The sequence below is a fragment of the Polynucleobacter sp. MG-6-Vaara-E2 genome (assembly GCF_018687695.1).
In the GTDB taxonomy this organism is placed as follows: domain Bacteria; phylum Pseudomonadota; class Gammaproteobacteria; order Burkholderiales; family Burkholderiaceae; genus Polynucleobacter.
On record NZ_CP061303.1, the window covers coordinates 870,670 to 897,265 of the forward strand.

Annotated in this window: 25 protein-coding genes; 19 read left to right on the plus strand and 6 right to left on the minus strand. The window is 45.1% G+C overall.

The window, feature by feature from the left end; translation table 11 throughout:
- Window positions 1-112 precede the first annotated feature (112 nt).
- Together rnhA and ICV38_RS04590 are read right to left on the minus strand one after the other, a co-directional pair.
- The gene (gene rnhA / locus ICV38_RS04585) at window positions 113-577 is read right to left on the minus strand and encodes a ribonuclease HI (protein WP_215382548.1); all 465 of its coding nucleotides are present in this window, start codon (window positions 575-577) and stop codon (window positions 113-115) included.
- A 9-nt stretch (window positions 578-586) separates the two neighbouring features.
- Window positions 587-1,375 (minus strand): class I SAM-dependent methyltransferase, encoded by a 789-nt coding sequence (locus ICV38_RS04590; RefSeq protein WP_251368243.1) that lies wholly within the window; start codon window positions 1,373-1,375, stop codon window positions 587-589.
- Window positions 1,376-1,411: 36 nt separating this feature from the next.
- Between ICV38_RS04590 and gloB the strand changes: the two genes are divergently transcribed.
- The 7 genes from gloB (at window position 1,412) to ICV38_RS04625 (ending at window position 11,263) form a co-directional block, all read left to right on the plus strand.
- Entirely contained in the window at window positions 1,412-2,221 is an 810-nt protein-coding gene (gene gloB / locus ICV38_RS04595) for a hydroxyacylglutathione hydrolase (protein ID WP_215382550.1), read from the plus strand.
- On the plus strand, window positions 2,221-3,657 hold the full coding sequence (locus ICV38_RS04600; protein ID WP_215382551.1) for a transglycosylase SLT domain-containing protein: 1,437 nt from the start codon (window positions 2,221-2,223) through the stop codon (window positions 3,655-3,657). The genes gloB and ICV38_RS04600 overlap by 1 nt, the downstream gene beginning before the upstream one ends.
- A gap of 28 nt (window positions 3,658-3,685) precedes the next feature.
- Entirely contained in the window at window positions 3,686-5,569 is a 1,884-nt protein-coding gene (locus ICV38_RS04605; RefSeq protein ID WP_215382552.1) for a propionate--CoA ligase, read from the plus strand.
- 237 nt (window positions 5,570-5,806) lie between these two features.
- Window positions 5,807-6,994, plus strand: a complete 1,188-nt coding sequence (gene carA, locus ICV38_RS04610; RefSeq protein ID WP_215382553.1) for a glutamine-hydrolyzing carbamoyl-phosphate synthase small subunit — start codon at window positions 5,807-5,809, stop codon at window positions 6,992-6,994.
- Window positions 6,994-10,257, plus strand: a complete 3,264-nt coding sequence (gene carB / locus ICV38_RS04615; protein ID WP_215382554.1) for a carbamoyl-phosphate synthase large subunit — start codon at window positions 6,994-6,996, stop codon at window positions 10,255-10,257. Before carA ends, carB begins: the two co-directional genes overlap by 1 nt.
- 56 nt (window positions 10,258-10,313) lie before the next feature.
- Entirely contained in the window at window positions 10,314-10,790 is a 477-nt protein-coding gene (gene greA, locus ICV38_RS04620; protein ID WP_215382555.1) for a transcription elongation factor GreA, read from the plus strand.
- Entirely contained in the window at window positions 10,790-11,263 is a 474-nt protein-coding gene (locus ICV38_RS04625; RefSeq protein WP_215382556.1) for a DUF4149 domain-containing protein, read from the plus strand. Before greA ends, ICV38_RS04625 begins: the two co-directional genes overlap by 1 nt.
- 40 nt (window positions 11,264-11,303) lie before the next feature.
- Here ICV38_RS04625 and ICV38_RS04630 read toward each other — a convergent pair whose 3' ends face one another.
- Window positions 11,304-11,927, minus strand: a complete 624-nt coding sequence (locus tag ICV38_RS04630) for a YhbY family RNA-binding protein (RefSeq protein ID WP_215382557.1) — start codon at window positions 11,925-11,927, stop codon at window positions 11,304-11,306.
- Between the two features lie 126 nt (window positions 11,928-12,053).
- Here ICV38_RS04630 and ICV38_RS04635 point away from each other — a divergent pair, with 126 nt between their 5' ends.
- From ICV38_RS04635 to glmM, 4 genes are all read left to right on the plus strand, one after another.
- Entirely contained in the window at window positions 12,054-12,728 is a 675-nt protein-coding gene (locus ICV38_RS04635; protein WP_215382558.1) for an RlmE family RNA methyltransferase, read from the plus strand.
- Between the two features lie 158 nt (window positions 12,729-12,886).
- Window positions 12,887-14,764 carry an ATP-dependent zinc metalloprotease FtsH gene (gene ftsH, locus ICV38_RS04640; protein ID WP_215382559.1) on the plus strand — a complete coding sequence of 626 codons (1,878 nt, stop codon included), beginning with the start codon at window positions 12,887-12,889 and terminating at the stop codon, window positions 14,762-14,764.
- Between the two features lie 10 nt (window positions 14,765-14,774).
- Window positions 14,775-15,638, plus strand: coding sequence for a dihydropteroate synthase (gene folP, locus ICV38_RS04645; protein WP_251368244.1), 864 nt, complete (start codon window positions 14,775-14,777; stop codon window positions 15,636-15,638).
- Between the two features lie 45 nt (window positions 15,639-15,683).
- Window positions 15,684-17,036: a phosphoglucosamine mutase gene (gene glmM, locus ICV38_RS04650; protein WP_215382560.1), complete on the plus strand. Its 1,353-nt coding sequence runs from the start codon at window positions 15,684-15,686 to the stop codon at window positions 17,034-17,036.
- Window positions 17,037-17,089: 53 nt separating this feature from the next.
- Here the strand turns inward: glmM and ICV38_RS04655 are convergent, their stop codons facing one another.
- On the minus strand, window positions 17,090-18,058 hold the full coding sequence (locus ICV38_RS04655; protein WP_215382561.1) for a hypothetical protein: 969 nt from the start codon (window positions 18,056-18,058) through the stop codon (window positions 17,090-17,092).
- Window positions 18,055-18,480 (minus strand): hypothetical protein, encoded by a 426-nt coding sequence (locus tag ICV38_RS04660; protein WP_215382562.1) that lies wholly within the window; start codon window positions 18,478-18,480, stop codon window positions 18,055-18,057. Before ICV38_RS04660 ends, ICV38_RS04655 begins: the two co-directional genes overlap by 4 nt.
- Before the next feature lie 135 nt (window positions 18,481-18,615).
- Between ICV38_RS04660 and ICV38_RS04665 the strand changes: the two genes are divergently transcribed.
- The 8 genes from ICV38_RS04665 (at window position 18,616) to phoR (ending at window position 26,383) form a co-directional block, all read left to right on the plus strand.
- Window positions 18,616-19,629 carry a CorA family divalent cation transporter gene (locus ICV38_RS04665; RefSeq protein WP_215382563.1) on the plus strand — a complete coding sequence of 338 codons (1,014 nt, stop codon included), beginning with the start codon at window positions 18,616-18,618 and terminating at the stop codon, window positions 19,627-19,629.
- A 143-nt stretch (window positions 19,630-19,772) separates the two neighbouring features.
- Complete coding sequence (gene pstS / locus ICV38_RS04670) at window positions 19,773-20,795, plus strand: phosphate ABC transporter substrate-binding protein PstS (RefSeq protein ID WP_215382564.1); 1,023 nt, start codon at window positions 19,773-19,775, stop codon at window positions 20,793-20,795.
- Window positions 20,796-20,881: 86 nt separating this feature from the next.
- Window positions 20,882-21,871 (plus strand): phosphate ABC transporter permease subunit PstC, encoded by a 990-nt coding sequence (gene pstC / locus ICV38_RS04675; RefSeq protein WP_371819243.1) that lies wholly within the window; start codon window positions 20,882-20,884, stop codon window positions 21,869-21,871.
- The gene (gene pstA, locus ICV38_RS04680; protein WP_215382565.1) at window positions 21,868-22,734 is read left to right on the plus strand and encodes a phosphate ABC transporter permease PstA; all 867 of its coding nucleotides are present in this window, start codon (window positions 21,868-21,870) and stop codon (window positions 22,732-22,734) included. The genes pstC and pstA overlap by 4 nt, the downstream gene beginning before the upstream one ends.
- Window positions 22,735-22,742: 8 nt before the next feature.
- Complete coding sequence (gene pstB / locus ICV38_RS04685) at window positions 22,743-23,579, plus strand: phosphate ABC transporter ATP-binding protein PstB (protein ID WP_251368246.1); 837 nt, start codon at window positions 22,743-22,745, stop codon at window positions 23,577-23,579.
- A gap of 13 nt (window positions 23,580-23,592) precedes the next feature.
- A complete protein-coding gene (gene phoU / locus ICV38_RS04690; RefSeq protein WP_215382566.1) occupies window positions 23,593-24,297 on the plus strand; it encodes a phosphate signaling complex protein PhoU in 705 nt (234 codons plus the stop codon).
- 12 nt (window positions 24,298-24,309) lie between these two features.
- Window positions 24,310-25,023: a phosphate regulon transcriptional regulator PhoB gene (gene phoB / locus ICV38_RS04695; protein WP_215382567.1), complete on the plus strand. Its 714-nt coding sequence runs from the start codon at window positions 24,310-24,312 to the stop codon at window positions 25,021-25,023.
- A gap of 61 nt (window positions 25,024-25,084) precedes the next feature.
- Window positions 25,085-26,383, plus strand: a complete 1,299-nt coding sequence (phoR, locus tag ICV38_RS04700; protein ID WP_215382568.1) for a phosphate regulon sensor histidine kinase PhoR — start codon at window positions 25,085-25,087, stop codon at window positions 26,381-26,383.
- 2 nt (window positions 26,384-26,385) lie between these two features.
- Here phoR and ICV38_RS04705 read toward each other — a convergent pair whose 3' ends face one another.
- Window positions 26,386-26,586 (minus strand): hypothetical protein, encoded by a 201-nt coding sequence (locus tag ICV38_RS04705; protein ID WP_215382569.1) that lies wholly within the window; start codon window positions 26,584-26,586, stop codon window positions 26,386-26,388.
- Window positions 26,587-26,596 lie beyond the last annotated feature (10 nt).

Sequence of the window (26,596 nt, forward strand, 5' to 3'; positions counted from 1 at the left end):
AGTCTCGTTTTTCTAAGTTTTTTATAGTTTAAATGCGGTTTATAGCTACTTTATAGCTCGCCCATTCTCTCATAAGCAGGCTTAATAAGTGCTGGTCTGAGGCTTATTGGCTCTAAGGCAAAAACTCCTCAACCCCCTTATTGGCGAGCTGGTCTGCCAGCTCATTACCTGGGTGGCCAGCATGACCCCGCACCCAATGCCAAGAAATGTCATGGTCAGGCAGTAGAGCGTCTAATTCTTGCCATAAATCGGCATTTTTGACGGGATCCTTGCTGGCTGTCTTCCAGCCACGCTTTTTCCAGCCCTCCAGCCACTCAGTAACGCCTTTTTGGACATATTGGGAGTCCGTCCAAAGCTCCACTGAGCTTCTTTGTTTGAGTGCACGCAGAGCAAAGATCACTGCGCTAATTTCCATGCGGTTGTTGGTAGTGAGCTTCTCGCCTCCATGAATGTGCTTCTCATGGTTGCCTGATCGAAGAACTGCTCCCCAACCCCCAGGCCCTGGATTCCCTTTGCAAGCACCATCGGTATAAATAACGATATGGGGCGGATGATGGGCGGTCTTGGAATGTGGCATCTCAGTAATTTACTGCTTCTGACTGTTCTTCAAAGAATCACGCAATTGATTTCGCTCAGCGGCTGGACTGAGTTGGGTAATGGCGGGTATCCGTACAGGTTGAACTTGTCCTATGAGGCGCATGCCTTTGTGTCGTTTAATTGCAGATACAAGAAAAACTGCCCCAAAAATTGGCCACCAGCGGTTGCCCATCGATTCCAGAAATTCCATTCTGGACATAGATGATTCACCATGAAGCGGGAATTTATAGCAACCAAAATGACCACGGTCTAGAGAGTAATTTAAAAGCTGTAGCCAGTCCTTCACTCGAATCAAGCTAATAAATTGACCGTCTCTCGGAAGGAAAGGATTACCTATTAATCTACTGAGATACTGACGGGCACCCCATAAGCTTGCAGGATTGAAACCCGAGATCACAAGGCGACCTTCAGGACGCAAGATGCGATCGACCTCACGCAAAATTTGATGGGGATCTGCAGCAAACTCAAGAACGTGAGGCAGCACTACAAGGTCAAGGCTTTCATTGGCAAAAGGGAGCTCAGAGGTATTTCCTTCAATTAAATGCCAGTTAAACCTGGATGCATATTCAAGGTTGTCGTTCGCATGAATGAGTAGTGCATGCAAAGGCATCCGGTTCTCGCTAAGCGCATTCATTTGCGGTAAGCCAATTTGTAAGGCATGGAAGCCAAAAACATCGGCCACAATTTGGTCAAAACATTGTTGCTCCCAACGCAGTACATAGCGACCAGGAGGAGATTGCAGCCATTTCTCCCATGAGCTCCATGGGGGTGCAGGCATCTGCGAGGGGATGGGTGGGGTTGGTATCATCGTCTTATGGATAAGAATACTTTATTGCAAGTTTGGCCGATTCCAGCCTTTGACGACAACTACATCTGGTGTATCCACGATGGGAAGTCTGCCTTGGTGGTTGACCCAGGAGATTCCGCGCCTGTATTGGAGTACCTCGAGAAGGCAAATCTCCAACTCAAGGGAATCCTCATTACGCATCATCACGCTGACCATACGGGGGGTATTTTCAATCTCTTAAATGCCTTGGGTCCCAAAATCCCGGTTTACGGTCCGGTTGGCGACAACATCCCAGGTAGAACAGATATTGTTATGGAGGGCGACAAGATAGAGATTGATTCTCCGCGCTTGAGCCTAAAAGTTTTTGAAGTACCAGGTCATACATTAAGTCACATTGCTTATTTTGCGAATATGCAAGCCAACGTTGTCGAGCCGATGCTTTTTTGTGGTGACACCTTATTTGCTTCAGGATGTGGACGTTTGTTTGAGGGTACGCCTACTCAAATGTCGCAGTCACTTGCTAAATTTGCGGCCTTACCAAAAAACACCCTGGTCTTTTGCACTCATGAATACACGCTATCCAATATTCGTTTTGCATTAGCAGTTGAACCAAACAATGTGAATTTAATTTCCTGGGCAGAACGCGCGCAAGAGTTACGTCAAAAGGGACTTCCAACATTGCCAACTACTATTGGCCAAGAGCTTCAAGTAAACCCTTTTATGCGCTGTGATCAAGCTGAGGTGATTGCATCGGCAAAAGCAGTATCTGATCAGACGGATCTGCCGACCCCGGCCCATGTTTTAGCAGTCATTCGTGCCTGGAAAGATCGATTCTGATGCGTTTGGTTTATGTGTCACTGTTGATTGCCGCTTTTTTATCGGGTTGTGCTAGCACCGGTGATTGGTCATCGGATACCCCAACCAAGCAAGGCTCAAAAGCCTCAGGTGCAACACGGATCAATTTAAAGAATCAGTCTGTCAGCAAGGTCTACGCACCCTCCGATAACTTGTGGCTTCGCATTCGGGACGGTTTCCAAATGAAGTCCATGAATAGCCCCCTAGAGATTGAGCAGGTACGCTGGTTAAGCGCAAGACCAGACTACGTCAATCGCTCGATGGCACGCTCATCGCGTTACTTGTTCTACATCGTTCAAGAGGTGAATGCGCGGAATATGCCAACCGAGATCGCATTACTCCCGTTTGTAGAAAGTGCATTTGTAACGAATGCAAAGTCGAGTGCAAAGGCTGTTGGTCTCTGGCAATTTATGCCTGCTACCGGAAAAGATTTTCAGTTAACGCAAAACGTTTTTCGTGATGAGCGCAGAGATGTCTTGCAATCAACGGATGCCGCCTTAGATTATTTGCAGCGCCTGAACAACCAATTCGGTAGCTGGGAACTTGCATTGGCAGCCTATAACTGGGGTGCAGGGAATGTTGCCAAGGCCCAGAAACGCAATCTTGCTGCAGGCCTTCCTACAGATTATGAGAGCTTAACAATGCCCCGTGAGACACGTATGTACGTGCCAAAACTCATGGCTTACCGAGCGATCGTATTAGATCCTTCGGCTTATGGCATCGTGTTGCCGGAATTAGAAAATCACCCATACTTTGTTGCTGTTGATGTTGGTAGCGATATTGATGTTGCATTGGTAATCAAGTTGGCGGAAATTCCTGAGGATGAATTTCATAGTCTGAATCCCTCATTTAATAAGCCAGTGATCTTGAGCAATGCCAATCAGCAAATTTTGCTACCTTTTGGTCATGCAGAAATCTTTCAATCCAATTTAAAGCAATACACTAAACCATTGTCGACTTGGACGGCTGTAAAAGTGAGCAAGACAGAAACCGTTGATCAGGCGGCGAAAACCCTGGGTGTTGAAGCTGATGCTTTAAGACAAGTGAATGGCATTCCCAAAGGGATGCGGATTAAGGCTGGCTCTACCGTCATCATTCCCAAAACAGGTAATCGCTCGGGCGATGTGTCGTCAGCTATGGCGGATAACGCAAGTCTTAGCCTAGAAAAGCCGTCCTCATCAGCATCAAAGTGCCCCAAACCTGCAAAGGGCGCGAAGAACGCCAAGGCGGTGAAGTGCGCGCCAGCAAAATCGAATACTGCAGCTCAAACAGCTGGATCTAAGGGTAATTCTTCTCCAAAAAATGCTGCATCTCAGCATAAATCCGCATCGACAGGGCTTGCAAAATCTGCGAAAAATGATAGTTCAGTGTCCTCTAGTACCAATTCAAGCGGTAGGGGGACAAGCAAAAACCGGTAATTTCAGAAACTTTTAGATTAGGTTGACCATGTCCTATAAAGCACATCACGAACGCTCAATTAAAGACCCTGACGGATTTTGGGGTGAGCAAGCAAAATTGATTCATTGGGAAAAACCGTTCGACAAAGTTTTAAATTACGACAATCCACCATTTGCAAAATGGTTCGAAGGTGGTCTTACCAATCTTTGCTATAACGCAGTAGATCGTCACTTTAAAGATCGTCCCGATCAGATTGCACTTGTAGCTGTCTCCACTGAGACCAATCAAGAAAAAGCCTATACCTATAAAGAGCTGTACGAAGAAGTCAATCGTATTGCTGCTATCTATAAAGCCAATGGTATTCAAAAGGGCGACCGCGTTCTGATTTACATGCCCATGATTGCGGAAGCATGTTTTGCAATGCTCGCTTGTGCGCGCATCGGCGCTATTCACTCAGTTGTATTTGGTGGTTTTGCATCACACAGCTTAGCTTCGCGCATTGATGATGCACAACCCAAGATGGTTGTCACTGCAGAAGCTGGTGCTCGTGGCGGCAAAGCCGTTCCTTATAAGCCTCTATTAGACGAAGCAATTACTTTGGCGAGCTACAAGCCAGAAAAGGTCTTGATTGTTAACCGCGGTTTAACAGAATTCACTACCGTTGCCGGCCGTGATTTGGATTACGCAACGGAGCGTCAAAAGCATTTGAATGAGATCGTTGCGATTGAATGGGTTGATGCAACTCACCCCTCCTACATCCTGTATACCTCAGGAACTACAGGCAAGCCAAAGGGCGTTCAACGGGATACCGGCGGTTATGCTGTCGCCTTGGCTGCTTCGATGAAGCATATCTTTACTGGCAATGCCGGTGAAACCATGTTCTGTACTTCTGATATTGGGTGGGTGGTTGGACATAGCTACATCATTTATGCTCCGTTACTCAGCGGTATGGCAACCATCATGTATGAAGGAACCCCATTGCGTCCTGATGCAGGTATCTGGTGGGAATTGGTTGCGAAATACAACGTTTCTGTAATGTTCTCGGCACCAACAGCGGTACGTGTCTTGAAAAAACAAGACCCATCATTCTTAACTAAACATGATCTCTCTAAATTACGCGCCTTATTTTTGGCAGGTGAGCCTTTGGATGAACCAACAGCAAGTTGGATTCATGATGCGATTAAGAAGCCGATCGTCGATAACTACTGGCAGACTGAAACAGGCTGGCCAATGCTGGCAATCCAACGTGGCGTAGAAGTGATGCCACACAAGTTTGGCTCACCAGGCGTGCCATCTTTTGGTTACAACATGAAGCTCTTGGATGATGCAACTTCTGAAGAGTTGGGCCCAGATCAAAAAGGGGTTATTGCTATTGAAGGCCCATTGCCTCCAGGTTGTATGCAAACCGTATGGGGCGATGACAAGCGTTTCGTCAGCACCTATTGGGAAACCATTCCAGGCAAATTGATTTATTCCACCTTTGACTGGGGTATTAAAGACAAAGATGGCTACTTCTTTATTTTGGGTCGCACCGATGATGTGATTAACGTTGCAGGCCACCGTCTTGGTACTCGGGAGATTGAAGAGAGTATCTCTAGTCATCCTAATATCTCTGAGGTAGCTGTTGTTGGTATTGAAGATAAGCTGAAAGGTCAGGCTGCAATTGCATTCGTGATTCCAAAAGATGCTTCTAAAGCAGAAAACTTGGAAAAAGAGTGTATGAAGACAGTCGATAGCCAGTTAGGTGCGATTGCTCGTCCTGGACGCGTCTATGTGGTTACAGCTTTACCAAAGACACGTTCTGGCAAGATCGTTCGTCGCGCCTTACAAGCGGTCGCCGAAGGGCGTGATCCGGGCGATATCAGCACCATGGAAGATCAAACTGTTTTGGCTCAAATTAAGACGATCATCGAGCAAAGCGCTGCCGCTTAAGCTGTTCAGGTGAACCTCCTCAGTCTTCGAGTTGGGGGAGGAAATCTGCCTTTAGAGCCTATTTGGCTGGGGATTCAAGGACTTAGGGACCAAAACTGGTATCATTGCAAGGTTCGAAACTTATTAAATACCCTAGCGCTTAAAGACACTCACCTCCCGCATTAACAAGCCTCGGGTTGGTCTTTTTGGGGGTTTTGAGCGTCGGATGGAGCAGGGACTGGAGATGGTTTGTCACCCTTGCTTCCTTCTTTTCCTCCCGCCGTGTTGGCTCTAGCCGACGGCACAATTTTTCCCGGATTTAGTATTGGCGCCCCTGGCGAAACAACCGGTGAAGTCGTTTTCAATACCGCACTGACTGGTTATCAAGAGATCATCACTGATCCTAGCTATTCACGCCAGATCGTCACCCTGACATATCCTCATATTGGTAATGTTGGCGTCAATGCACAAGATGCAGAGTCTGATCAGATTCATGCTGCAGGCTTAGTCATTAAAGATCTACCAAAGCGTGTTTCGAATTTCCGATCTGAAGGAACTCTAGATGGCTACCTCACAAAAGCTGGGGTAGTAAGTATCTCCGGAATCGATACCCGTAATCTCACTCGGATTTTGCGAGATAAAGGCGCTCAGTCTGGCGCGATTATTGCTGGCAAGCTTGGTGACGACTATGAGGTGCTAGGAAAAAAAGCGCTAGAGTTAGCAAAGGCATTCCCCGGAATGGCTGGATTGGATCTGGCAAAAGTCGTTACTACCCAGAAATCTTATGAATGGCGCGAGGGCGAGTGGGATTTGCATGGTCCTGACGGTAAACCCGCCTACAGAACTCTAGATATTTCGAAGCCAACTAAGAAAGTGGTTGCATATGACTTTGGTGTGAAGCGCAATATCTTGCGCATGCTCACAGAGCGTGGATGCGAGTTAACAGTCGTGCCTGCGCAAACCAGTGCAGCAGAAGTATTGGCCATGAATCCTGACGGTGTATTTTTCTCCAATGGCCCTGGTGATCCGCAGCCTTGTGATTATGCGATTGCTGCGGCAAAAGAAATTATTGAAAAGGGCGTTCCTACTTTTGGTATTTGTTTGGGACATCAGATCATGGGTCTAGCTGCAGGCGCTAAAACTTTGAAGATGAAGTTTGGTCACCACGGCGCAAACCACCCAGTAAAAGATCTTGATACTGGTCGTGTAGCCATTACTTCACAAAATCATGGATTTGCAGTGGATGCAAATACGCTTCCAAGTAATTTGCGTGTTACCCATGTTTCTTTATTTGACGGCTCACTCCAAGGTTTAGCTTGGACAGATAAGCCAGCACTGTGCTTCCAAGGGCACCCAGAGGCCTCACCAGGTCCTCATGATATTGCCTATTTATTTGATCGATTTGTGGAGCTCATGAATGCTGCCAGTAAGAAGGAGGGCAAATAATGCCTAAGCGTAGCGACATTAAGAGCATCCTGATTATTGGAGCTGGTCCAATTGTGATTGGCCAAGCCTGTGAGTTTGATTACTCTGGCGCACAAGCATGTAAAGCATTGCGTGACGAAGGTTACAAAGTCATTTTGGTGAACAGCAATCCTGCAACCATCATGACTGATCCAGAGATGGCGGATGTCACTTACATTGAGCCCATCACATGGGAAGTGGTTGAACGCATTATTGCTGCTGAAAAACCAGACGCTATTTTGCCTACGATGGGCGGTCAGACTGCTTTGAACTGTGCTCTGGATTTGCACCGTCATGGCGTTCTAGAGAAATATGGTTGTGAGCTCATTGGCGCCTCGCCAGAAGCCATTGATAAAGCTGAGGACCGTCAGAAATTCAAAGATGCGATGACCAAGATTGGTCTAGGCTCAGCGAAATCGGGTATCGCCCATTCCATGGATGAAGCTCATGAAGTTCAGCAGCGCATTCAAAAGGAAACCGGCAGCTCTGGATTCCCGGTAGTCATTCGCCCTTCATTCACTATGGGTGGATCGGGCGGTGGTATTGCGTATAACCGTGAAGAATTTGAAGAGATTTGTAAACGTGGCCTTGATTTATCTCCAACGCGTGAGCTCTTGATTGAAGAATCATTGCTTGGATGGAAAGAGTTCGAGATGGAAGTCGTGCGGGATCGTAACGACAATTGCATCATTGTTTGCTCAATTGAAAACCTAGATCCAATGGGCGTGCATACCGGAGACTCCATTACTGTTGCTCCTGCGCAAACCTTGACCGATAAAGAGTATCAGATCATGCGTAATGCATCGATTGCGGTACTGCGCGAAATTGGTGTTGATACTGGCGGCTCCAATGTTCAGTTCTCAATTAATCCAGTAGACGGTCGCATGATCGTCATTGAGATGAATCCACGGGTGTCTCGTTCTTCCGCATTAGCTTCAAAAGCCACTGGATTCCCGATTGCAAAGATCGCAGCGAAATTGGCAGTTGGCTACACCCTTGACGAGCTTAAAAACGATATTACTGGCGGTGCAACCCCAGCATCGTTTGAGCCATCAATTGACTATGTGGTCACGAAGATTCCGCGCTTTGCCTTTGAGAAGTTTCCACAAGCCGATTCTCGCTTAACCACACAGATGAAATCCGTTGGCGAAGTCATGGCGATTGGGCGCACCTTCCAGGAGTCCTTCCAAAAAGCCTTGCGTGGCTTGGAAGTAGGTGTTGATGGTTTAGATGAAGTGTCAACCGATCTAGATGACATCATTAATGAAATTAATGAACCAGGCCCAGATCGTATTTGGTATCTAGCCGATGCATTCCGTATGGGAATGGGCTTAGATGAAATCTACAACGAAACTAAAGTGGATCCTTGGTTCTTAGAGCAGATCGAAGAGCTGATTGCGATTGAAACAGAACTTAAGCAACGCAAGATTGATAGCTTGTCTGCCGCTGAGCTACGTCATGTGAAGCAAAAAGGCTTTTCTGATCGTCGCCTCGCTAAATTGCTTGGTGTAGATGCTTCCTCAGTTCGCTCAGCCCGTCATCGTTTGAAAGTGGTACCAGTCTATAAACGGGTTGATACCTGCGCTGCAGAATTCTCAACCAATACTGCGTACATGTACTCGACTTATGAAGCTGAACATGGTGAGTGCGAATCACGTCCAACGACCAAAGAGAAGATTATGGTCTTGGGCGGCGGTCCAAATCGTATTGGTCAGGGTATTGAGTTTGACTATTGCTGTGTCCACGCCGCTTTAGCAATGCGCGATGATGGTTATGAAACCATTATGGTCAACTGCAACCCAGAAACGGTTTCCACTGACTACGATACTTCTGATCGACTCTACTTTGAGCCATTGACGCTCGAAGACGTATTGGAAATCGTAGCCAAGGAAAAACCAAACGGCGTCATTGTTCAGTATGGCGGTCAAACACCTTTGAAGCTTGCCTTAGACCTCGAGCGAAATGGCGTGCCGATCATTGGTACATCGCCAGATATGATTGACGCTGCAGAGGACCGTGAGCGCTTCCAGAAACTATTGCAAGACCTCGGTTTGCGTCAGCCACCGAATCGTACTGCACGCACTGAAGAAGAGGCACTGAAGCTTGCCGAAGAGATTGGTTACCCATTAGTGGTTCGTCCATCCTATGTGCTTGGTGGCCGTGCGATGGAAATCGTTCATGATGGCCGTGATCTCGAGCGCTATATGCGCGAAGCAGTGAAGGTATCCCATGATTCTCCAGTATTGCTTGATCGCTTCTTAAATGATGCCATTGAGTGCGATGTCGATTGCATTAGTGACGGTGCAAAAGTATTTATTGGCGGTGTGATGGAACATATTGAGCAAGCCGGAGTGCACTCTGGCGACTCTGCTTGTTCATTGCCACCATACTCTTTGTCTGATGCAACTGTCGAAGAGATTAAGCGTCAAACTGCGGCCATGGCAAAAGGACTTAATGTTGTTGGCTTAATGAACGTACAGTTTGCGATTCAGAATGTCGATGGCAAGGATGTGATCTATGTATTAGAGGTCAATCCACGTGCCTCACGTACCGTGCCATTTGTTTCTAAAGCAACAGGCTTGCAGTTAGCAAAGATCGCAGCCCGCTGCATGGTCGGTCAATCACTCGAGCAACAAGGCATTAAGTCTGAAGTGAAGCCTCCATACTTCTCTATCAAAGAGGCGGTATTCCCATTTAATAAGTTCCCTGGCATCGATCCAATCCTCGGACCAGAAATGCGCTCTACTGGCGAAGTGATGGGTGTCGGTAAAACCTTCGGCGAGGCTTTATTTAAGTCTCAGTTGGGCGCTGGTATCAAATTACCTAAGAGCGGCACAGTACTTCTGACCGTAAAAGATAGTGATAAGCCTAAAGCGGTTGAAGTTGCTAAACTTTTGCATCAGCTGGGATTCCCTATGGTTGCTACCAAAGGTACAGCAGCGGCGATTGAGGCTGCTGGGTTACCGGTGCGCTTAGTGAATAAGGTGAAAGATGGTCGTCCACACATTGTTGATTTCATTAAGAATGGAGAAATCTCATTGGTATTTACGACTGTTGATGAAACCCGCACTGCGATTGCTGACTCTAGATCTATCCGGACCAGCGCTCAAGCTAATGGCGTGACGTACTACACCACCATTAGTGCAGCTCGCGCAGTGATGGATGGTTTGCTAGCATCTCAGAATGGCAGTAAAGAGTCACTAGAGGTCTATTCTCTGCAAGACTTACATCGAGCGCTCATTTAATTTAAAATCGAACTCATAGGCGCGTTTTGCGCCTGTTTTTAAGTTAGGTGAGTAGCATGAGCACAATTCCAATTACCAAACGCGGTGCAGAACTCCTCAAAGAGGAGTTGCATCGCTTAAAGCATGTAGAACGTCCGGCTGTGATTAACGCCATTTCTGAAGCACGTGCTCAAGGCGATTTATCTGAGAACGCCGAATACGATGCCGCTAAAGAAAAACAGGGCTTTATCGAAGGCCGCATCCAAGAACTCGAGGGTAAGCTTTCTGCCGCCCAAATCATTGACCCTGCATCATTAGATGTATCGGGTCGGATTGTCTTTGGCGCTACGGTTGATCTTGAGGATCTTGAAGATGGCACAAAGTTCACCTACCAAATTGTTGGTGATGATGAAGCTGATATTGCATTTAATAAAATCTCTATTAGCTCTCCAATTGCTCGCGCCTTAATTAGTAAGGAAGAGGGTGATGTGGTTGCTGTTCAAGCCCCTGGCGGTAATCGTGAGGTTGAAATTCTGGCGATTCGCTACATCTAATGACTCATCCCCGAACCCAGAGATTCTTTAACATCCTCTCTGGGTTGTGGGTAGGTAGTTTTATCACCGTTGGTTTTCTGGTTGTACCAGTTTTATTTTCTACGCTTGGCGATCGTCAAGTTGCTGGCATGGTTGCAGCATTATTGTTTAAAGCAACTGCATATATTGGCGTTGCTCTGAGTGGATTTTTGATGGTGATGGCCAATCATTTAGTGCGACAGGGTCATCAACATTACACGTTGATCCGTTGGATTTTATTAGGCATGCTCGCCTGCGCGATTGGCGCTGCTTTGATTATCATCCCCTGGATGAATTCCCTCAGAGATCAGGCTCTATATGCCGGACTTGCTATACGTGAGTCAAGTAATGCGATGCTGTTTGGGCGTTTACATGGCGTGTCTACTGTCTTATTCATGATTCAATCGGCCTTAGGTTTGCTCTTAGTATGGCGAGCAACAAAAAACGCCGACTAGCGGCGTTTTGTAAATCCTTTGCAACACATTCGGTTGCAGTTTAAGACCCAAGCGATTTCTTTTTGTTGCTGCTCATGCGAACCTTGCGTCGCTTAATTGGCGCTGGTGCTGCAGCAGCTTTACGGTAACCTGGTGATGACCAGCCAATCTTAGATTCAGCGGCCTCTGAACGCAGTACGCGTTTCTTTGGCGTTGCAGACTTCACAGCTGCAGCACGTTCAAACGGCGACTTGCTGATGGAGCGTCGATCAGATCTTTCTGAAGTGCTGGTGCGCACGCCAGATTTAGCTGGTACACGATTCGGTTGACGTTTTGTTCTAGGTGCTTGCAATATCTTTTTGGTTTGCTTGCTTGAGCGACCTAAGTTGGCGTAGGCCTCATCAACGATATCTTTGGGTTTCCAAAGAACCAGTAATTTACCAATGTGCTGCACTGGAGCGGCATCAAGCTTGTCACATAGCTCTTCATAAATAGCCAGACGCGCTTCACGATCATCGCCAAACACACGGATCTTGATCAAACCATGATGGTTGATAGCAAGTTTTGCTTCTTTGATCACAGCAGGTGTTAAGCCATCTCCACCAACCATCACCACGGGACTTAAGTCATGGGCATCGGCTTTGAGAGATTTACGTTGTTGGGGGGTGATGGATAGTGCGGTCATGGGCTTGATGATAGAGCATTGATGTCTAAATGAGCCTATTTAAAAGAGATTTGAGCCGTTTTAGAGCAATTCCTTTTGCTTTAGGGGGCAGAAACTAGGAAAATGTAGGGCGAAAGTGGGTACGTTGTGGCAAAGAATAAATTTAATAAAAGTTGGTTGCAGGATCATTTAACTGATCCCTATGTGAAGATGGCTCAAAAAGAGGGCTATCGCGCTAGAGCGGTTTACAAGCTCAGTGAAATTGACGAGCAAGATCAACTCATCAAAGCAGGTATGACCATTGTGGACTTGGGTAGTGCTCCAGGTAGCTGGTCTCAGTACGCCCGTAATCGTTTAACTGAATTAGGCAAAAGTAATCCCAATATCGAGTCCGGCAAGCCTGATGGCCAAATTATTGCCATCGATATCTTGCCGATGGAAGATATTGCTGATGTAAGTTTTATTCAAGGTGACTTTAGAGAGGACGAAGGGCTTGCAGCACTGGAGGCTTTATTGCCAAAAAGTGCTGATGGCAAAGTGGATCTCGTGCTTTCCGACATGGCGCCTAATCTGTCCGGAGTCGGGGTGGCTGATGCTGCGCGTATGGCCTTTTTGGCTGAGATAGCCCTTGATTTTGCAGTCGACCATCTGAAGCCAGAAGGTGCTTTGCTGATTAAATGCTTTAATGGTAGCGGCTACAGCCAGATCGTTGAATCCTTTAAAAAGGTCTTCAAATCAGTAGCATCCAGAAAGCCCAAAGCTTCTCGGGCAAGGTCTTCAGAGATCTTCCTTTTGGGCAGAAACCTCAAGCCATCTAAATAAGCTAGGAAATAGCCCCATCAATCTCCAATAACCCCCTGAAATACATGGGTTTATCAAATAAACAAGCCATTAGCCCTTGAAAAAGGCTGGTAGTAGAATCAAATACTTAGGTAGCGATTTGCTTTAACTCCTGGATTTATCCAGAAAAGGACTCAATTTTGAACAGCAATATGTTCCAAAAAATCGGCGTGTGGCTCATTGTGGGCTTGGTGCTCTTCACTGTTTTCAAACAGTTTGATAAGCCTAAGGACCAAAATCAAGTCACGTATTCCCAATTCATGGATGATGCCAAGGCAGGCAAAGTAAAACGTGTCGATGTGCAGGGTCGGACATTGCAAGTGACACCCGCAGACGGTAATAAGTATTCCATCATCTCTCCAGGCGATATCTGGATGGTTGGTGACTTAATGAAATACGGCGTACAAGTTACTGGTAAAGCAGAAGATGAACCCAATATGTTGGTTTCTGCTTTGTATTATCTCGGACCGACTTTATTGATCATTGGTTTCTGGTTTTTCATGATGCGTCAGATGCAAGGTGGCGGCAAAGGTGGGGCATTTTCCTTTGGTAAATCTAAAGCGCGCTTAATTGATGAGAACAGCAACACTGTTACCTTTGCTGATGTTGCAGGTTGCGATGAAGCAAAAGAAGAAGTTTTTGAATTAGTTGACTTCTTAAAAGATCCTCAAAAATTTCAGAAGCTGGGTGGACGTATTCCGCATGGTGTATTGCTTGTAGGTCCTCCAGGAACTGGTAAGACTCTTTTGGCACGCGCCATTGCGGGTGAAGCAAAAGTGCCGTTCTTCTCCATTTCAGGTTCTGATTTCGTAGAGATGTTTGTGGGTGTTGGTGCTTCACGTGTGCGCGATATGTTTGAGAATGCTAAGAAGAATTCTCCTTGCATCATCTTTATTGATGAGATTGATGCAGTTGGTCGTCATCGCGGAGCCGGCATGGGCGGCGGTAACGATGAGCGTGAACAAACGCTAAACCAAATGCTCGTTGAAATGGATGGTTTTGAAAGCAATAGCGGCGTAATCGTAGTTGCCGCGACGAACCGTTCTGATGTGTTGGATAAGGCGTTATTACGCCCAGGTCGTTTTGACCGTCAAGTACATGTGGGCTTGCCAGACATTCGCGGTCGTGAGCAGATTTTACAGGTACATATGCGTAAGGTTCCTATCGACCCAGATGTGAATGCTGCTGTACTAGCGCGTGGCACCCCTGGCTTCTCGGGCGCTGATTTAGCTAACTTGGTCAATGAGGCCGCTTTGTTTGCTGCACGCCGCAATAAGCGTTCAGTGGATATGAAAGACTTTGAAGACGCTAAAGACAAGATCTATATGGGTCCTGAGCGTAAGTCTGCTGTGATGCGTGAAGAAGAGCGCCGTAATACGGCATATCACGAGTCTGGCCATGCGGTTGTAGCAAAGATCCTACCTAAGGCCGACCCAGTCCATAAAGTGACCATCATGCCCCGCGGCATGGCACTGGGTGTGACTTGGCAACTGCCGGAATTTGACCGTGTGAATCTTTACAAAGATCGCATGTTGGAAGAGTTGGCGATTTTGTTTGGCGGCCGCGCTGCTGAAGAAGTCTTCTTGCACTCTATGAGTACTGGCGCATCAAATGATTTCGAACGTGCTACCAAAATGGCGCGTGATATGGTGACACGCTACGGTATGAGTGATAGCTTGGGTACGATGGTTTATGTCGATACAGAATCAGAGAGCATTTTTGGTCGCAATAGCACTAAGACTGTTTCTGAATTAACCCAGCAAAAGGTTGATGCCGAGATTCGGATGTTGATCGATAGTCAATATGCTTTGGCGAAGTCGATCTTGGAGCAAAACCGCGACAAGGTTGAAGCCATGGTTGCTGCATTGCTTGAATGGGAGACCATTGATGCAGAGCAAATCAATGACATCATGGAGGGTCGTCCACCCCGTGCTCCTAAACCGCCACCTGCAACCCAATTTGGTAACTCCGCTGGTACACCAGGTCCAGCAGCCGGTAGCGCTCCAGCCACAGCTTAAATAGAGCTTTATGGTTAAGATAGGCATTCAAGAGATGCCCACAACATGGCGTTGTGGGCGTTTTCTTTTTGACTTCAGCAAACGTAAGCGCCCCATTGTGATGGGCATTCTGAACGCTACGCCTGATTCATTTTCGGATGGCGGCCAATTTCGAAACGCCAATGATGCAATTGCTCAAGCAGAGCTGATGATTAAGAGTGGTGTTGATTTGATTGATATTGGCGGTGAGTCCACTAGACCTGGCGCCGAACCAGTATCACTTCAAGAAGAATTAGATCGCGTGCTGCCAGTGATTGAGGGCTTAAAAGATTGTGGAGTACCGCTATCGATCGATACCTACAAAGCAGAAACCATGCGCCAAGCGCTAAAGTCTGGCGTTGATTGTGTGAATGATATTTGGGCACTTAGACAAGAGGGTGCTGTAAATGCTGTTCTTGATAATTCGAATTGCGGCATTCTATTAATGCATATGCAGCGCGACCCGATCACAATGCAATTTAATCCTGAGTATCTTGACGTGGTTGCTGAGGTGAAGCAGTTTCTAAAAGAACGTATCGACCTGTTAATCGGAAAAGGGATTGACCATCACCGCATTGCAATCGATCCTGGCTTTGGATTTGGTAAGAGTCTTGTACATAACCTCAATATGCTGACTAATTTCCAAAGCTTCTCTGAACTTGGCTATCCAGTTCTTGCCGGAATATCTCGCAAGTCAATGATCGGAAAAATTACAGGTAAAGACACTAATGAGCGCGTTGCTCCCAGCATTGCTGCAGCTATCATGGCGGCAGATCGAGGCGCCAAGATCGTGAGGGTGCATGATGTACCAGAGACGATCGATGCTTTAAAGCTGTGGGAGGCTGTATATACCTAGACTTGGGTTTTAAAACCCTTGCTTCACAGTTTTATAATGACATCCATGAAAAAACAATACTTTGGAACTGATGGTATTCGTGGCGAGGTTGGAACTTTTCCGATCGTGCCTGAATTTATGACCCGCTTGGGTTATGCCGCTGGCATGGTGTTGAACAAGAATGCTAAACCAGGCGAGCGTTGCAAAGTATTAATTGGCAAAGACACGCGTGTCTCAGGTTATTTATTAGAGGCCGCTTTAGAGGCCGGTTTTGCAGCTGCTGGTGTTGATGTCATGCTATGCGGTCCGATTCCAACTCCGGGAGTGGCCTACCTTACTAAAGCATTGCGATTATCAGCAGGCATCGTGATCTCTGCATCGCACAATCCTTATCAAGATAACGGGATTAAGTTTTTCTCGGCAAATGGCGATAAGTTAGATGATGCGTTTGAGCTTGCCATTGAGGCAGAGCTATCAAAACCGATGGGTTGCGTTAATTCAAAAGAATTAGGCAAGGCTTACCGATTGGATGATGCAGCCGGACGTTATATTGAGTTTTGTAAATCGACATTTCCAGGTGAGCTTAACCTCAAAGGATTAAAGCTGGTAGTTGATTGCGCTAATGGAGCTGCGTACCATACGGCTCCTCACGTATTTCATGAACTGGGTGCTGAAGTGATTGCCATTGGCGTCAATCCAGATGGCCGCAATATTAACGATGGTTGCGGTGCTACAGCACCCGCTGCCTTGATTGCTAAGGTCAAAGAGGTCAACGCTGATTTAGGTATTGCTTTAGATGGCGATGCTGATCGACTTCAGATGGTAGATGCTACTGGTCGCTTATTTAATGGTGACGAATTACTATATGTCCTCGCTAAAGATCGTTTAGATCGAGGTGAAAAGATTGGTGGTGCCGTTGGTACGCTCATGACCAATTTAGCCGTTGAAAATGCCATCAAAGGACTGGGTATTGGTTTTGATCGTGCCAATGTCGGTGATCGCTATGTATTAGAACTTTTAAAGCAAAAGGGCTGGATTATTGGCGGAGAGGGCTCAGGTCATTTGCTTTGCTTGGATCAACACTCAACCGGTGATGGCACGATTGCCGCACTCCAAGTTTTGGCTGCTATGAGTATGAATAAGAAGAGCTTAGCGCAACTACTCGACTCAGTGAAGATCTTTCCACAAGTGCTTCTGAATGTGAAATTTAAGCAAGGCTATGACTGGAAAGCAGATGAAGTTCTTAAAAAACAGATTTCAAAAGTAGAAAACGAGCTCAAGAACATTGGAAGGGTACTCATTCGTGCATCTGGCACAGAGCCACTTCTCAGGGTAATGGTTGAAACTCAAGACGCTGACCTTGCTATGAGTTCTGCTAAAAGTATTGCTGATTTAGTACCCACTGATAACTCTATTTAGTATCAGCTTAAGACCTCTATATGGGTAACATTGGTAGGTAAACATGAAGAACCTTAGGGGTTCAACATATTTTCTCGTAGGATTATCGGCTTGAATCCAAAGGGTTGTGCTGATTGAGGATTCACCTGAATCTCAACAGCCTGTATTTGTTCTGCCCCCATTACCTCTAGGCGGATTACATTTTCGAGATAGCCTTTTTGATCCGCTGTTTTAAGTGGTTGATCAATGATTAGTCTATGACTGTCGCCATGTATTAAGAGTATCGGCTTTTTAAATTCAGAAGCTTTTTGGCTCAGAACCACCAAGGTATCTCGATACCCACTTTCAGGACTTGTCGCTTGGGATGGGTGATAAAACATATCAGCTTGATATGCCAATACGATACCGTCAATATCGGATGACTTAGCGATTGAAAAGATGTGATTGATCCAAGAAATGTTTGCGCGATTTCTGTCTTGATACTCTGCCTTTGCGCTTTCATTTCTTTCATAATTATTGTTAGAACCAGGTATGTGCAGATTTACAAAAATAAATTTATTTTTTAACCAATAAGAGTTCTCTACGTATTTTATAAATTGAGAATCAATATCTGCCTGACGCACGAGGTCTATTTGCTTTTTCCCTAAACTTTTTGAAGAGTTGAAAAAAGTTGCTCGCACGCTTTCTAAGCGCTCTATTGGGTCGTATGAACCTGCTAATGGACGATGACAATCTGTCCATTCGTTATCCCCGATGCTGTAGATGAGTGGTGCACTGAATTGATTGAAATAGTTCTTTACCTTTTGGTTGTATTCATCGCTACATGGTGTGGAACCTGACTTTGTATCTCCAACAAAAATACTGAAACTGGGGTTGGTCTGATTAATAGCGCTTATGAGCCGCTCATAACGCTGATAGTCACTAGGAATGTTGTAGGGCATATCTCCCAATGCCACGAACTTAAACGCAGAGGATGATTGGGCATTCAGAGAGGTTGAGATACTGGTTAGTAGAGCAAGTAAGAATGCAATATGTAATTTCATATATGTTTATTGGGGTGAGATGATTCTCGTAGTTCTTTAATTTCAAGTTCACCAAAAATATAGGTATTGAAGCTTACTTGCTTCCAGCCCAGATCATGGAATACATCAGAAAAATTTTTGGCATATTTTTTACTACTCTGATAAAAAATATCCGTCAATTCATCTTGCTCCTCATGATCTATTGTTTCAGAGAAGTAAATGACTTTTTCTCCACCATAAGTTTGGCTGATTTGACCGCCAGGTATATTTTCGATACAAATCCCGAGATTGGGATCATAGTCATCTATAAAATTAGGTTTTATAGATGTTAGAACAGAGCCTAGTTTCCACACCTTACCGCATTTAATCTCTTTATTTTTTTGCTGAAAAATATAGCGCTCTACTAAGGAGCCTATTTCTAGGGGAATAATTTGGTATTGCATGGATAGTTCACCCCCATTAAATTCAAAGCCATAAGTCAGAATAGATCTAGCTCACATGAACTTTTAGCGCAATGTCGTGACGCTTTTATGTCATCAGTGAGGGGGCTTTTGTAAGTTGTGTCATACAATTTTGTTATGTCTCAAGCCATTATCCATAAACCCTTTCCAGTCGCTGGAGTCGTATTTGCCTGGGCAATGCCTCAATCAGGTAGGGGCTATGAAATTCCATTGTTTGAGATTCCTCAGGCCTTAGAAGATGAAAACGTATCGGTTTGGTTACATTTAAATCTTTCCAACTCCCAAATTCAGCGATGGCTGGTAGATACCCCACTGATCCCAGAGCGAGTTGTAGAAATGATAGAAGAGGGGGTAAATCTAAGTCGTCTTGAGCGGATAGAAAAACTCGATGATTGCCTTCTCATGGTGATGAATGATTTTCAGCAAGAGTTTGGTGACATTAGTGCTGATGCAGGCCTTGGAACCCTATGGGCTATCTTGACGCCCAAATTAATGGTCTCTCTGAGAAATAATCCCTTAAGAACTACTGACAACCTGCGATATGAACTTCGAAGTGGCCATATTAACCCCGCATCGACTATTGAGCTTTTCCATGAGCTTCTTGATTTGCGTGCAGAGCACTTACGCTCCTTATTAGTTCATTTATCTGAGGATATGGATGGCTTAGAAGAAAAGCTGCTTAAGGGTAGAGAGTTTCCTGAGCATGAAACACTTGGACGCATTCGCATGCAGTGCAGTCGTCTCAGGCGGCATTTTTCTCCTGAATTAGTAGCATTACATCGGCTTTTAAAGCGTCTACCCTATTGGTTTAGTGAGGAAGATAAGCATAGTCTTAATGATGACTTGGATTTGCTAAGCTACCTAGCGCAGGAGATAGCAAGTCTTTACGACCGCGCTAAATTGCTTCAGGACGAACAAGCGGCTCACGTAGCAGAATTTAACGCTAAAAATTTGCATGTTTTATCTGTGATGACTGTGATATTTCTTCCGATGACATTGCTAAGCGGCATTATGGGGATGAATATGGAGGACTTACCAGGCCTGAAAGGCTCATTTTTTGAGGTCATGGTTTTAATGTCGCTAGCTGGCGCTGGTGTTTATGGTGCCCTAAAACTAAAGAAAATTATCTAAATAATTTCTCGATCAGTATTCTCATGTTATTGATTTAATTGAATTTATTTTGATTGAATGGCAAATGTCATGAAAGCGTCATAGTTGATCCGTATTGTCCGAATATCGCGATGTTGCGTTACTTCTAACTAAGGACTGATCAAATGAAATCTTTCTTGAAAAAAGCACTAGTAATTATTGCTATTTCTCTTGCCCCAGCCGCTTTCGCTGTTGACATGACCGGTGCGGGTGCGACATTCCCGTACCCTATTTACGCTAAATGGGCAGAAGCTTTCAAGGCGAAGACAGGTTCAAATTTGAACTATCAGTCTATTGGCTCCTCTGGTGGTATCAAACAGATTAAAGCAAAGACTGTTGATTTTGGTGCAACTGACAATCCAGTGAAGTTCGAAGAGCTCGAAGCTGATGGCTTGGTTCAGTTCCCAGCAATCATCGGTGGCGTTGTACCGGTTATTAACGTTGATGGTGTTAAGCCAGGCGAAATTAAATTAGATGGCCCTACATTGGCTGATATTTTTCAAGGCGTCATTTCTGACTGGGGCGATAAGCGTATTGCCATCATGAATCCTGGCTTAAAGATTCCTTCTGGTCCAATCACTGTAGTAACTCGTGCTGATGGCTCTGGCACAACAGCAATCTTTACCGACTATTTGGCTAAAACCAGCACGTTGTTCAAAGATGCTGTGGGTTCTGGTGCAAACGTTAAGTGGCCTGCTGCTTCAACAGTTGGTGGAAAAGGTAACGAAGGTGTTGCTGCTAACGTCACCCGCGTCAAGAATTCCATTGGTTATGTTGAGTATGCTTACGCCAAGAAAAATAAGATGACTTTCATTTCTTTGAAGAACAAAGATGGTAACTTCGTAGCCCCAGATGATGCAACTTTTGCAGCTGCAGCAGCTGGTACTGACTGGGCAAAGATTCCTGGTATGGGCACATTCATCACCAATGCATCTGGTGCTAAATCATGGCCTATTACTGGCGCTTCTTTCATCTTGATGTACAAGAAACCTGAGAACAAGGCTAACTCTGCTGAAGTAATCAAATTCTTTGAATTTGCATTCAAAGAAGGCAAGAAAATGGCTGAAGAGTTGGATTATGTACCAATGCCTGACGCTACTACAGACTTCATTCGCAAAAATGTATTTACTAAGGTAATTACAAAATAAGCGTTGATATTTTTTAGCTTTCACATTCTTTAATGAACAGCTCCACAAGTCCGTGGGGCTGTTTCAATATTTAAATTGTAGAAAATATGATGGATATAACGCAGTCTCAATCAGCGCCAACGCCACAAGCTCTCAGAATCGCTAAATTACAAAGAGTCCAAGACTTTTTGTTTCATGGGATTACTCAATTTTTTGCCTTGTCAGTATTAATCGCTCTGATGGGTATCTTGATTTCTTTGGTGATCAATGCATGGCCTGCATTACATACCTTCGGTCCAGCCTTTTTTGTGACCCAAGAATGGGACATTGTGAACGGTGAGTTTGGTGGCCTAATTGCCATTTATGGCACGGTCATTACTTCTGTTATTGCATTGTTAATTGCCGTTCCACTGAGTTTTGGTATTGCGGTATTTCTAACAGAGCTTTGTCCTGGTTACCTCCGTAGACCGCTAGGTACTGCAGTTGAATTGTTGGCAGCAGTCCCATCCATTATTTACGGTATGTTTGGTCTCTTTATTTTTGCTCCGCTGTTTGCCGAGTACATCGAGCCAGCGTTAGCCGCAACCCTGGGCCAAGTGCCTGGCTTGGGAATTTTGTTCTCTGGTGCGTTTAATGGCATTGGTGTTTTGTGCGCAGGCTTGATATTGGCCATGATGATTCTGCCCTTCATAGCTTCAGTTATGCGTGACGTTTTTGAAATTGTTCCGCCGGTATTAAAAGAGTCTGCTTATGGTATTGGTTGCACAACTTGGGAAGTGGTCAAAAATGTCGTGCTTCCTTATACAAAGGCTGGTGTGATCGGTGGAGTGATGTTGGGATTAGGGCGTGCACTTGGTGAAACAATGGCTGTTACCTTCGTGATTGGTAATGCACATCGCCTCTCTGCATCATTATTTGCTCCAGGCACATCAATTGCCTCTACCTTAGCTAACGAGTTTGGCGAGGCTGAGGCTGGTAACCATTTATCTTCCTTATTTGCTTTGGGATTGGCGCTTTTTATTATTACCTTCATTGTGTTGGCATGTGCTAAGTGGATGCTAAATAATATGGAGAAGAAGCAGGGTCTGAAAACATGAACAATACTTCTAATATTGATGCATCCATTTTTGCTAAGCGCAAACGTGCCAACAAAATTGGTTTAACTCTCTCTATGGGGGCCATGCTTTTGGGAATGGTCTTCTTGCTTTGGATTTTGAGTGTTTTAGTCATTAAGGGTTTTTCGGCAATTGATTTGTCGCTCTTTACGCATAGCACTCCAGCCCCAGGATCTGATGGCGGCGGTTTGGCTAACGCTATTGTTGGAAGCCTTCTATTGGTGGGTTTTTGTACTTTAATTAGTACTCCAATTGGTGTGCTTGCAGGTCTTTATCTTTCTGAGTATGGCGATCGCAGCAAGGTAGCAGCTATAACCCGCTTTGTTACTGACATCATGCTATCTGCCCCATCTATTGTGATCGGTTTGTTTGTGTACGCTTTTGTGGTTGCTCAAGCCAAACACTTTTCTGGTTGGGCTGGCACTATTGCGCTCTCACTCATTGCAATACCAGTAGTGGTTCGAACAACGGAAAATATGTTGCGCTTGGTACCTGGTAGTTTGCGTGAAGCAGCTTATGCTCTGGGTACCCCAAAGTGGAAAGTTGCTTTCATGATCACTTTGAGAGCAGCGCAGAGTGGTGTCATGACTGGTATTTTGCTTGCGCTAGCTCGTGTGAGCGGTGAGACAGCGCCATTGTTATTTACCGCGCTGAATAACCAATTTTTCTCTACCAATATGAATGCGCCAATGGCTAACTTGCCTGTGGTGATCTTCCAATTTGCAATGAGCCCATACGATAACTGGGTTGAATTAGCTTGGGGTGGAGCGCTTCTCATTACATTTGCCGTGCTAGGTCTCAATATTCTGGCGCGTGTCGTATTCCGTGAGAAGGTGCAAGGATGATGAGCAACATGAAAACAATGTTCGACTTAAACAAGATTGATAGTCAAGGGGGTAGCGTGGAAGCAACTAATCAAAATGGAGGGCAAAAAGCTGTCAATGCCCTTGAAGTAAGAAACCTAAATTTCTTTTACGGCGCATTTCAAGGTCTAAAGAATATCAATCTGGATATTGAGCAGGGCAAGGTTACTGCATTTATTGGGCCATCTGGCTGCGGTAAGTCAACCCTATTACGGACCCTCAACCGTATGTATGACCTCTACCCAGGTCAACGTGCCGAAGGTGAAATCAATTTCTACGGCCAAAATATTCTCGAGCCAGGTCAAGACTTGAACCTCTTGCGTTCACGTATTGGTATGGTTTTCCAAAAGCCAACTCCATTCCCGATGTCTATCTATGAAAACATCGCCTTTGGTGTGCGCCTTTATGAAAAGCTGTCTCGTTCAGAAATGGATGAGAGGGTTGAATGGGCTCTCAATAAGGCTGCCTTGTGGACTGAGGCTAAGGATAAGTTAAATCAAAGCGGTTTATCGCTATCGGGTGGTCAGCAGCAGCGTCTATGTATCGCACGTGGTGTTGCAGTAAAGCCATCTATCATTCTGTTGGATGAGCCTACTTCAGCCCTAGATCCAATCTCTACCGGCAAAATTGAGGAACTCATTAACGAACTAAAGCATGAGTACACCATTGCAATCGTTACTCATAATATGCAGCAAGCGGCTCGCGTATCCGATTACACTGCTTACATGTATCTCGGAAGCTTGGTTGAATATGGTAAAACTGATGAAATATTTATTAAACCTAAGCGCAAAGAAACAGAAGACTATATAACCGGCCGCTTCGGTTGATTGGGAGATGAATATGCCAGATAAACACCTATCATCACAATTTGACGCTGATCTGAATTCACTCTCTAGCCGATTGCTAGAAATGGGTGGTCTAGTTGAGTCCCAGATTGCCACTGCAATGCGTGCATTCACTCAAATGGATATCGAGACTTGCAATGTAGTGATCGAAAATGAAAAACTTGTAAATGATCTTGAAATTCAGATTGACTTAGCATGTACAGAGGTCATTGCTCGACGTCAGCCTACTGCTCGTGATCTACGCTTGGTCATGGCTGTATCAAAGGCAATTACCAATTTAGAGCGAGCTGGTGATGAAGCTGAGCGCGTTGCAAAGCGTACAAAGCGTCTCATTGAATCTGGTGCGACTCACAATATCAACGTTGCTGAGATTCGTCTATCGGGCCAAATGGCCATTAATCTGCTCCGCCGCAGTCTTGATGCATTCGCTCGCTTAGATACTGTTGCAGCTGCTGAAGTGGTTGCTGAAGATCGACAGATTGATGAGGAGTTCCGTGGATTTGTTCGCAAGCTCATTACCTATATGTCTGAGGATCCGCACATCATTTCCATTGGTCTCGATATGCTAACAATTGCTAAAGCGATTGAACGTATTGGTGATCATGCAAAAAATATTGCTGAATTCGTCATCTACATTGCTAAAGGTTCTGATGTTCGACATATTCCGCACGAAGATTTGGTGCGCGAAGCAACAAAGTAAAGCTTGCCGAATATGACTCACCGAATACTTGTAGTAGAAGATGAGCCATCAATTTCAGAGTTAATTGCTATCAACTTAACTCATGCTGGATACGAAGTTGAAAAGGCGATGCAAGCCGATCTTGCCTTGAATTTAATGAAAGATCGTTTGCCAAGCTTGATCATCTTGGATTGGATGCTTCCGGGTAAATCAGGCGTGCAATTTGCCAAAGAATTGCGCGCTAATGAAAAAACTAGGGGGCTACCTATTCTCATGCTTACTGCCAAGAGCGAAGAGGCGGATAAAGTCATGGGTCTTGATTCTGGTGCTGATGATTATGTAACAAAGCCCTTTTCACCAAAAGAGCTCGTTGCCAGGGTTAGGGCTTTATTGCGCCGCCAAACACCAGTTGAGGATACAGGGCCATTAACGATAGGCCCCTTAAAGCTAGATCCTAGCTCCCATCGAGTATTGGCAATTTGGCCCAGTTCTGAGCCAAAGTCAATTTCCTTGGGCCCAACCGAATACCGTCTTTTGCAGTTCTTTATGAGTAACCCTGAGCGGGTTCATTCTCGCACAAATCTTCTAGATAATGTATGGGGAAATGAGGTCTATATCGAGGAAAGAACTGTCGATGTCCACATAAAAAGACTCAGAGCAGCTCTTGCCCCATTTGATTGTGATCGCTATATAGAAACTGTCCGGGGTAGCGGCTACAGGATTACCAAAACTCCCAATCAGTCCTAAGATTGAGCGACCGATTTATTGCATTCTGAGGTATTCTGAAAGAATGGTCTAAGATTGCAGCATGATTTCAGCATTATCACGCTTCATTCTCATCATTTGCGTTGCTTTTATCGTCTCATTTATTGTCCTGGCTAATTGGGGTAATGAGTGGGGTATTGCTGCGGGGATTTTTATCTTATCTATCCCCCTGATCTATTCCTATATCAATCTTGCTCGTTTGGGCAGATATATCCAGAATGATTCTTTAGAAAATATGCCATTACCTAGCGGCTTATGGGAAGAAATATTTTTTAGACTTCAGCGTTTAATTAAAAATCTGAAGCAGAGAATGGGTCAGATTGAACAACAGCATGATCACTTTATCGAGGCTTTTCAAGCATCGCCTAATGGCATTGTGATGCTCGATGAAAATGATCAGATTGAATGGTGCAATAGCATTGCAGAGCATTTTTTTGGTCTGATTTTTAAGCGTGACGCGATGCAACGTATCAATTTTTTAATACGCCGTCCTGAGTTTATTCACTATCTCAATAGACGCCATTTTGACGAGCCGCTATTGATCGAGCGTATGGGGCCAGATAGTAGTTTGAGTCTGATGATGCAAGCATTCCCATTTGGACAAAATCGCCATCTCCTTCTGATTCAAAATGTCACAGACCTCCAGAAGGCTGATGCAATGCGCAGAGATTTCGTGGCTAACGTATCCCACGAAATGCGTACGCCAATTACAGTATTGATGGGTTTCCTAGAGACGGTTCAGTCACTGGAGTTGGCAAAGGAGCAGCGTGATCAATATTTTGAAATGATGATGTCCCAAGCTCAACGCATGAAGAGCTTGGTAGAAGATTTACTAACACTTGCCAACCTAGAAGCCAACACACAGCCGGCTGTAACAAATGTTGTCAAAAGTGAAACGCTCATGGCTTTATTGAGAAATGATGCTGAAGCTCTATCAAAAGGTAAGCATCAATTTAGTTTTGAGATTGACTCTACCCAGAGTATTTTGGGAGATGAGCGGGAAATTCTCTCTGCTTTTAGCAATTTAGTTTCCAATGCAATTCGCTACACTCCAGACGGAGGGAAGATCAATGTCAAATGGTCTGTGAATCACCAAGGTCAAGGTGAGTTTGCTGTTTCAGACACTGGTCCTGGTATTGCGTCTGAGCATTTATCTAGGCTGACAGAGCGTTTTTACAGGGTAGATAGAAGTCGCTCCAGAGATACGGGTGGTACAGGGCTGGGATTGGCGATTGTGAAGCATATTGCCAGTCGACATCAGGCTCAGCTCATGATTGAAAGTACCCCCGGAAAAGGCAGCACATTCATGCTGCGCATTCCGAGGGAAAGACTGGGCAATTAAGCTCAGTCTTTCTTCTTTTTCTTCTTTTTCTTAGACTCTTTTGGGAGTTTTTCAGGTTTTCCGCTGGCGTATAAACACCATACTTTGATCTCCTCGAACAACTCTACGAGATCATCATGGGGTAGATTTTTCAGGTCTACAAGCCCAATGGCACCAGATTCTTGCAATTGTTTTACTGCGTCTTCGTATCGATAATTGCTCATAGCTTTGACA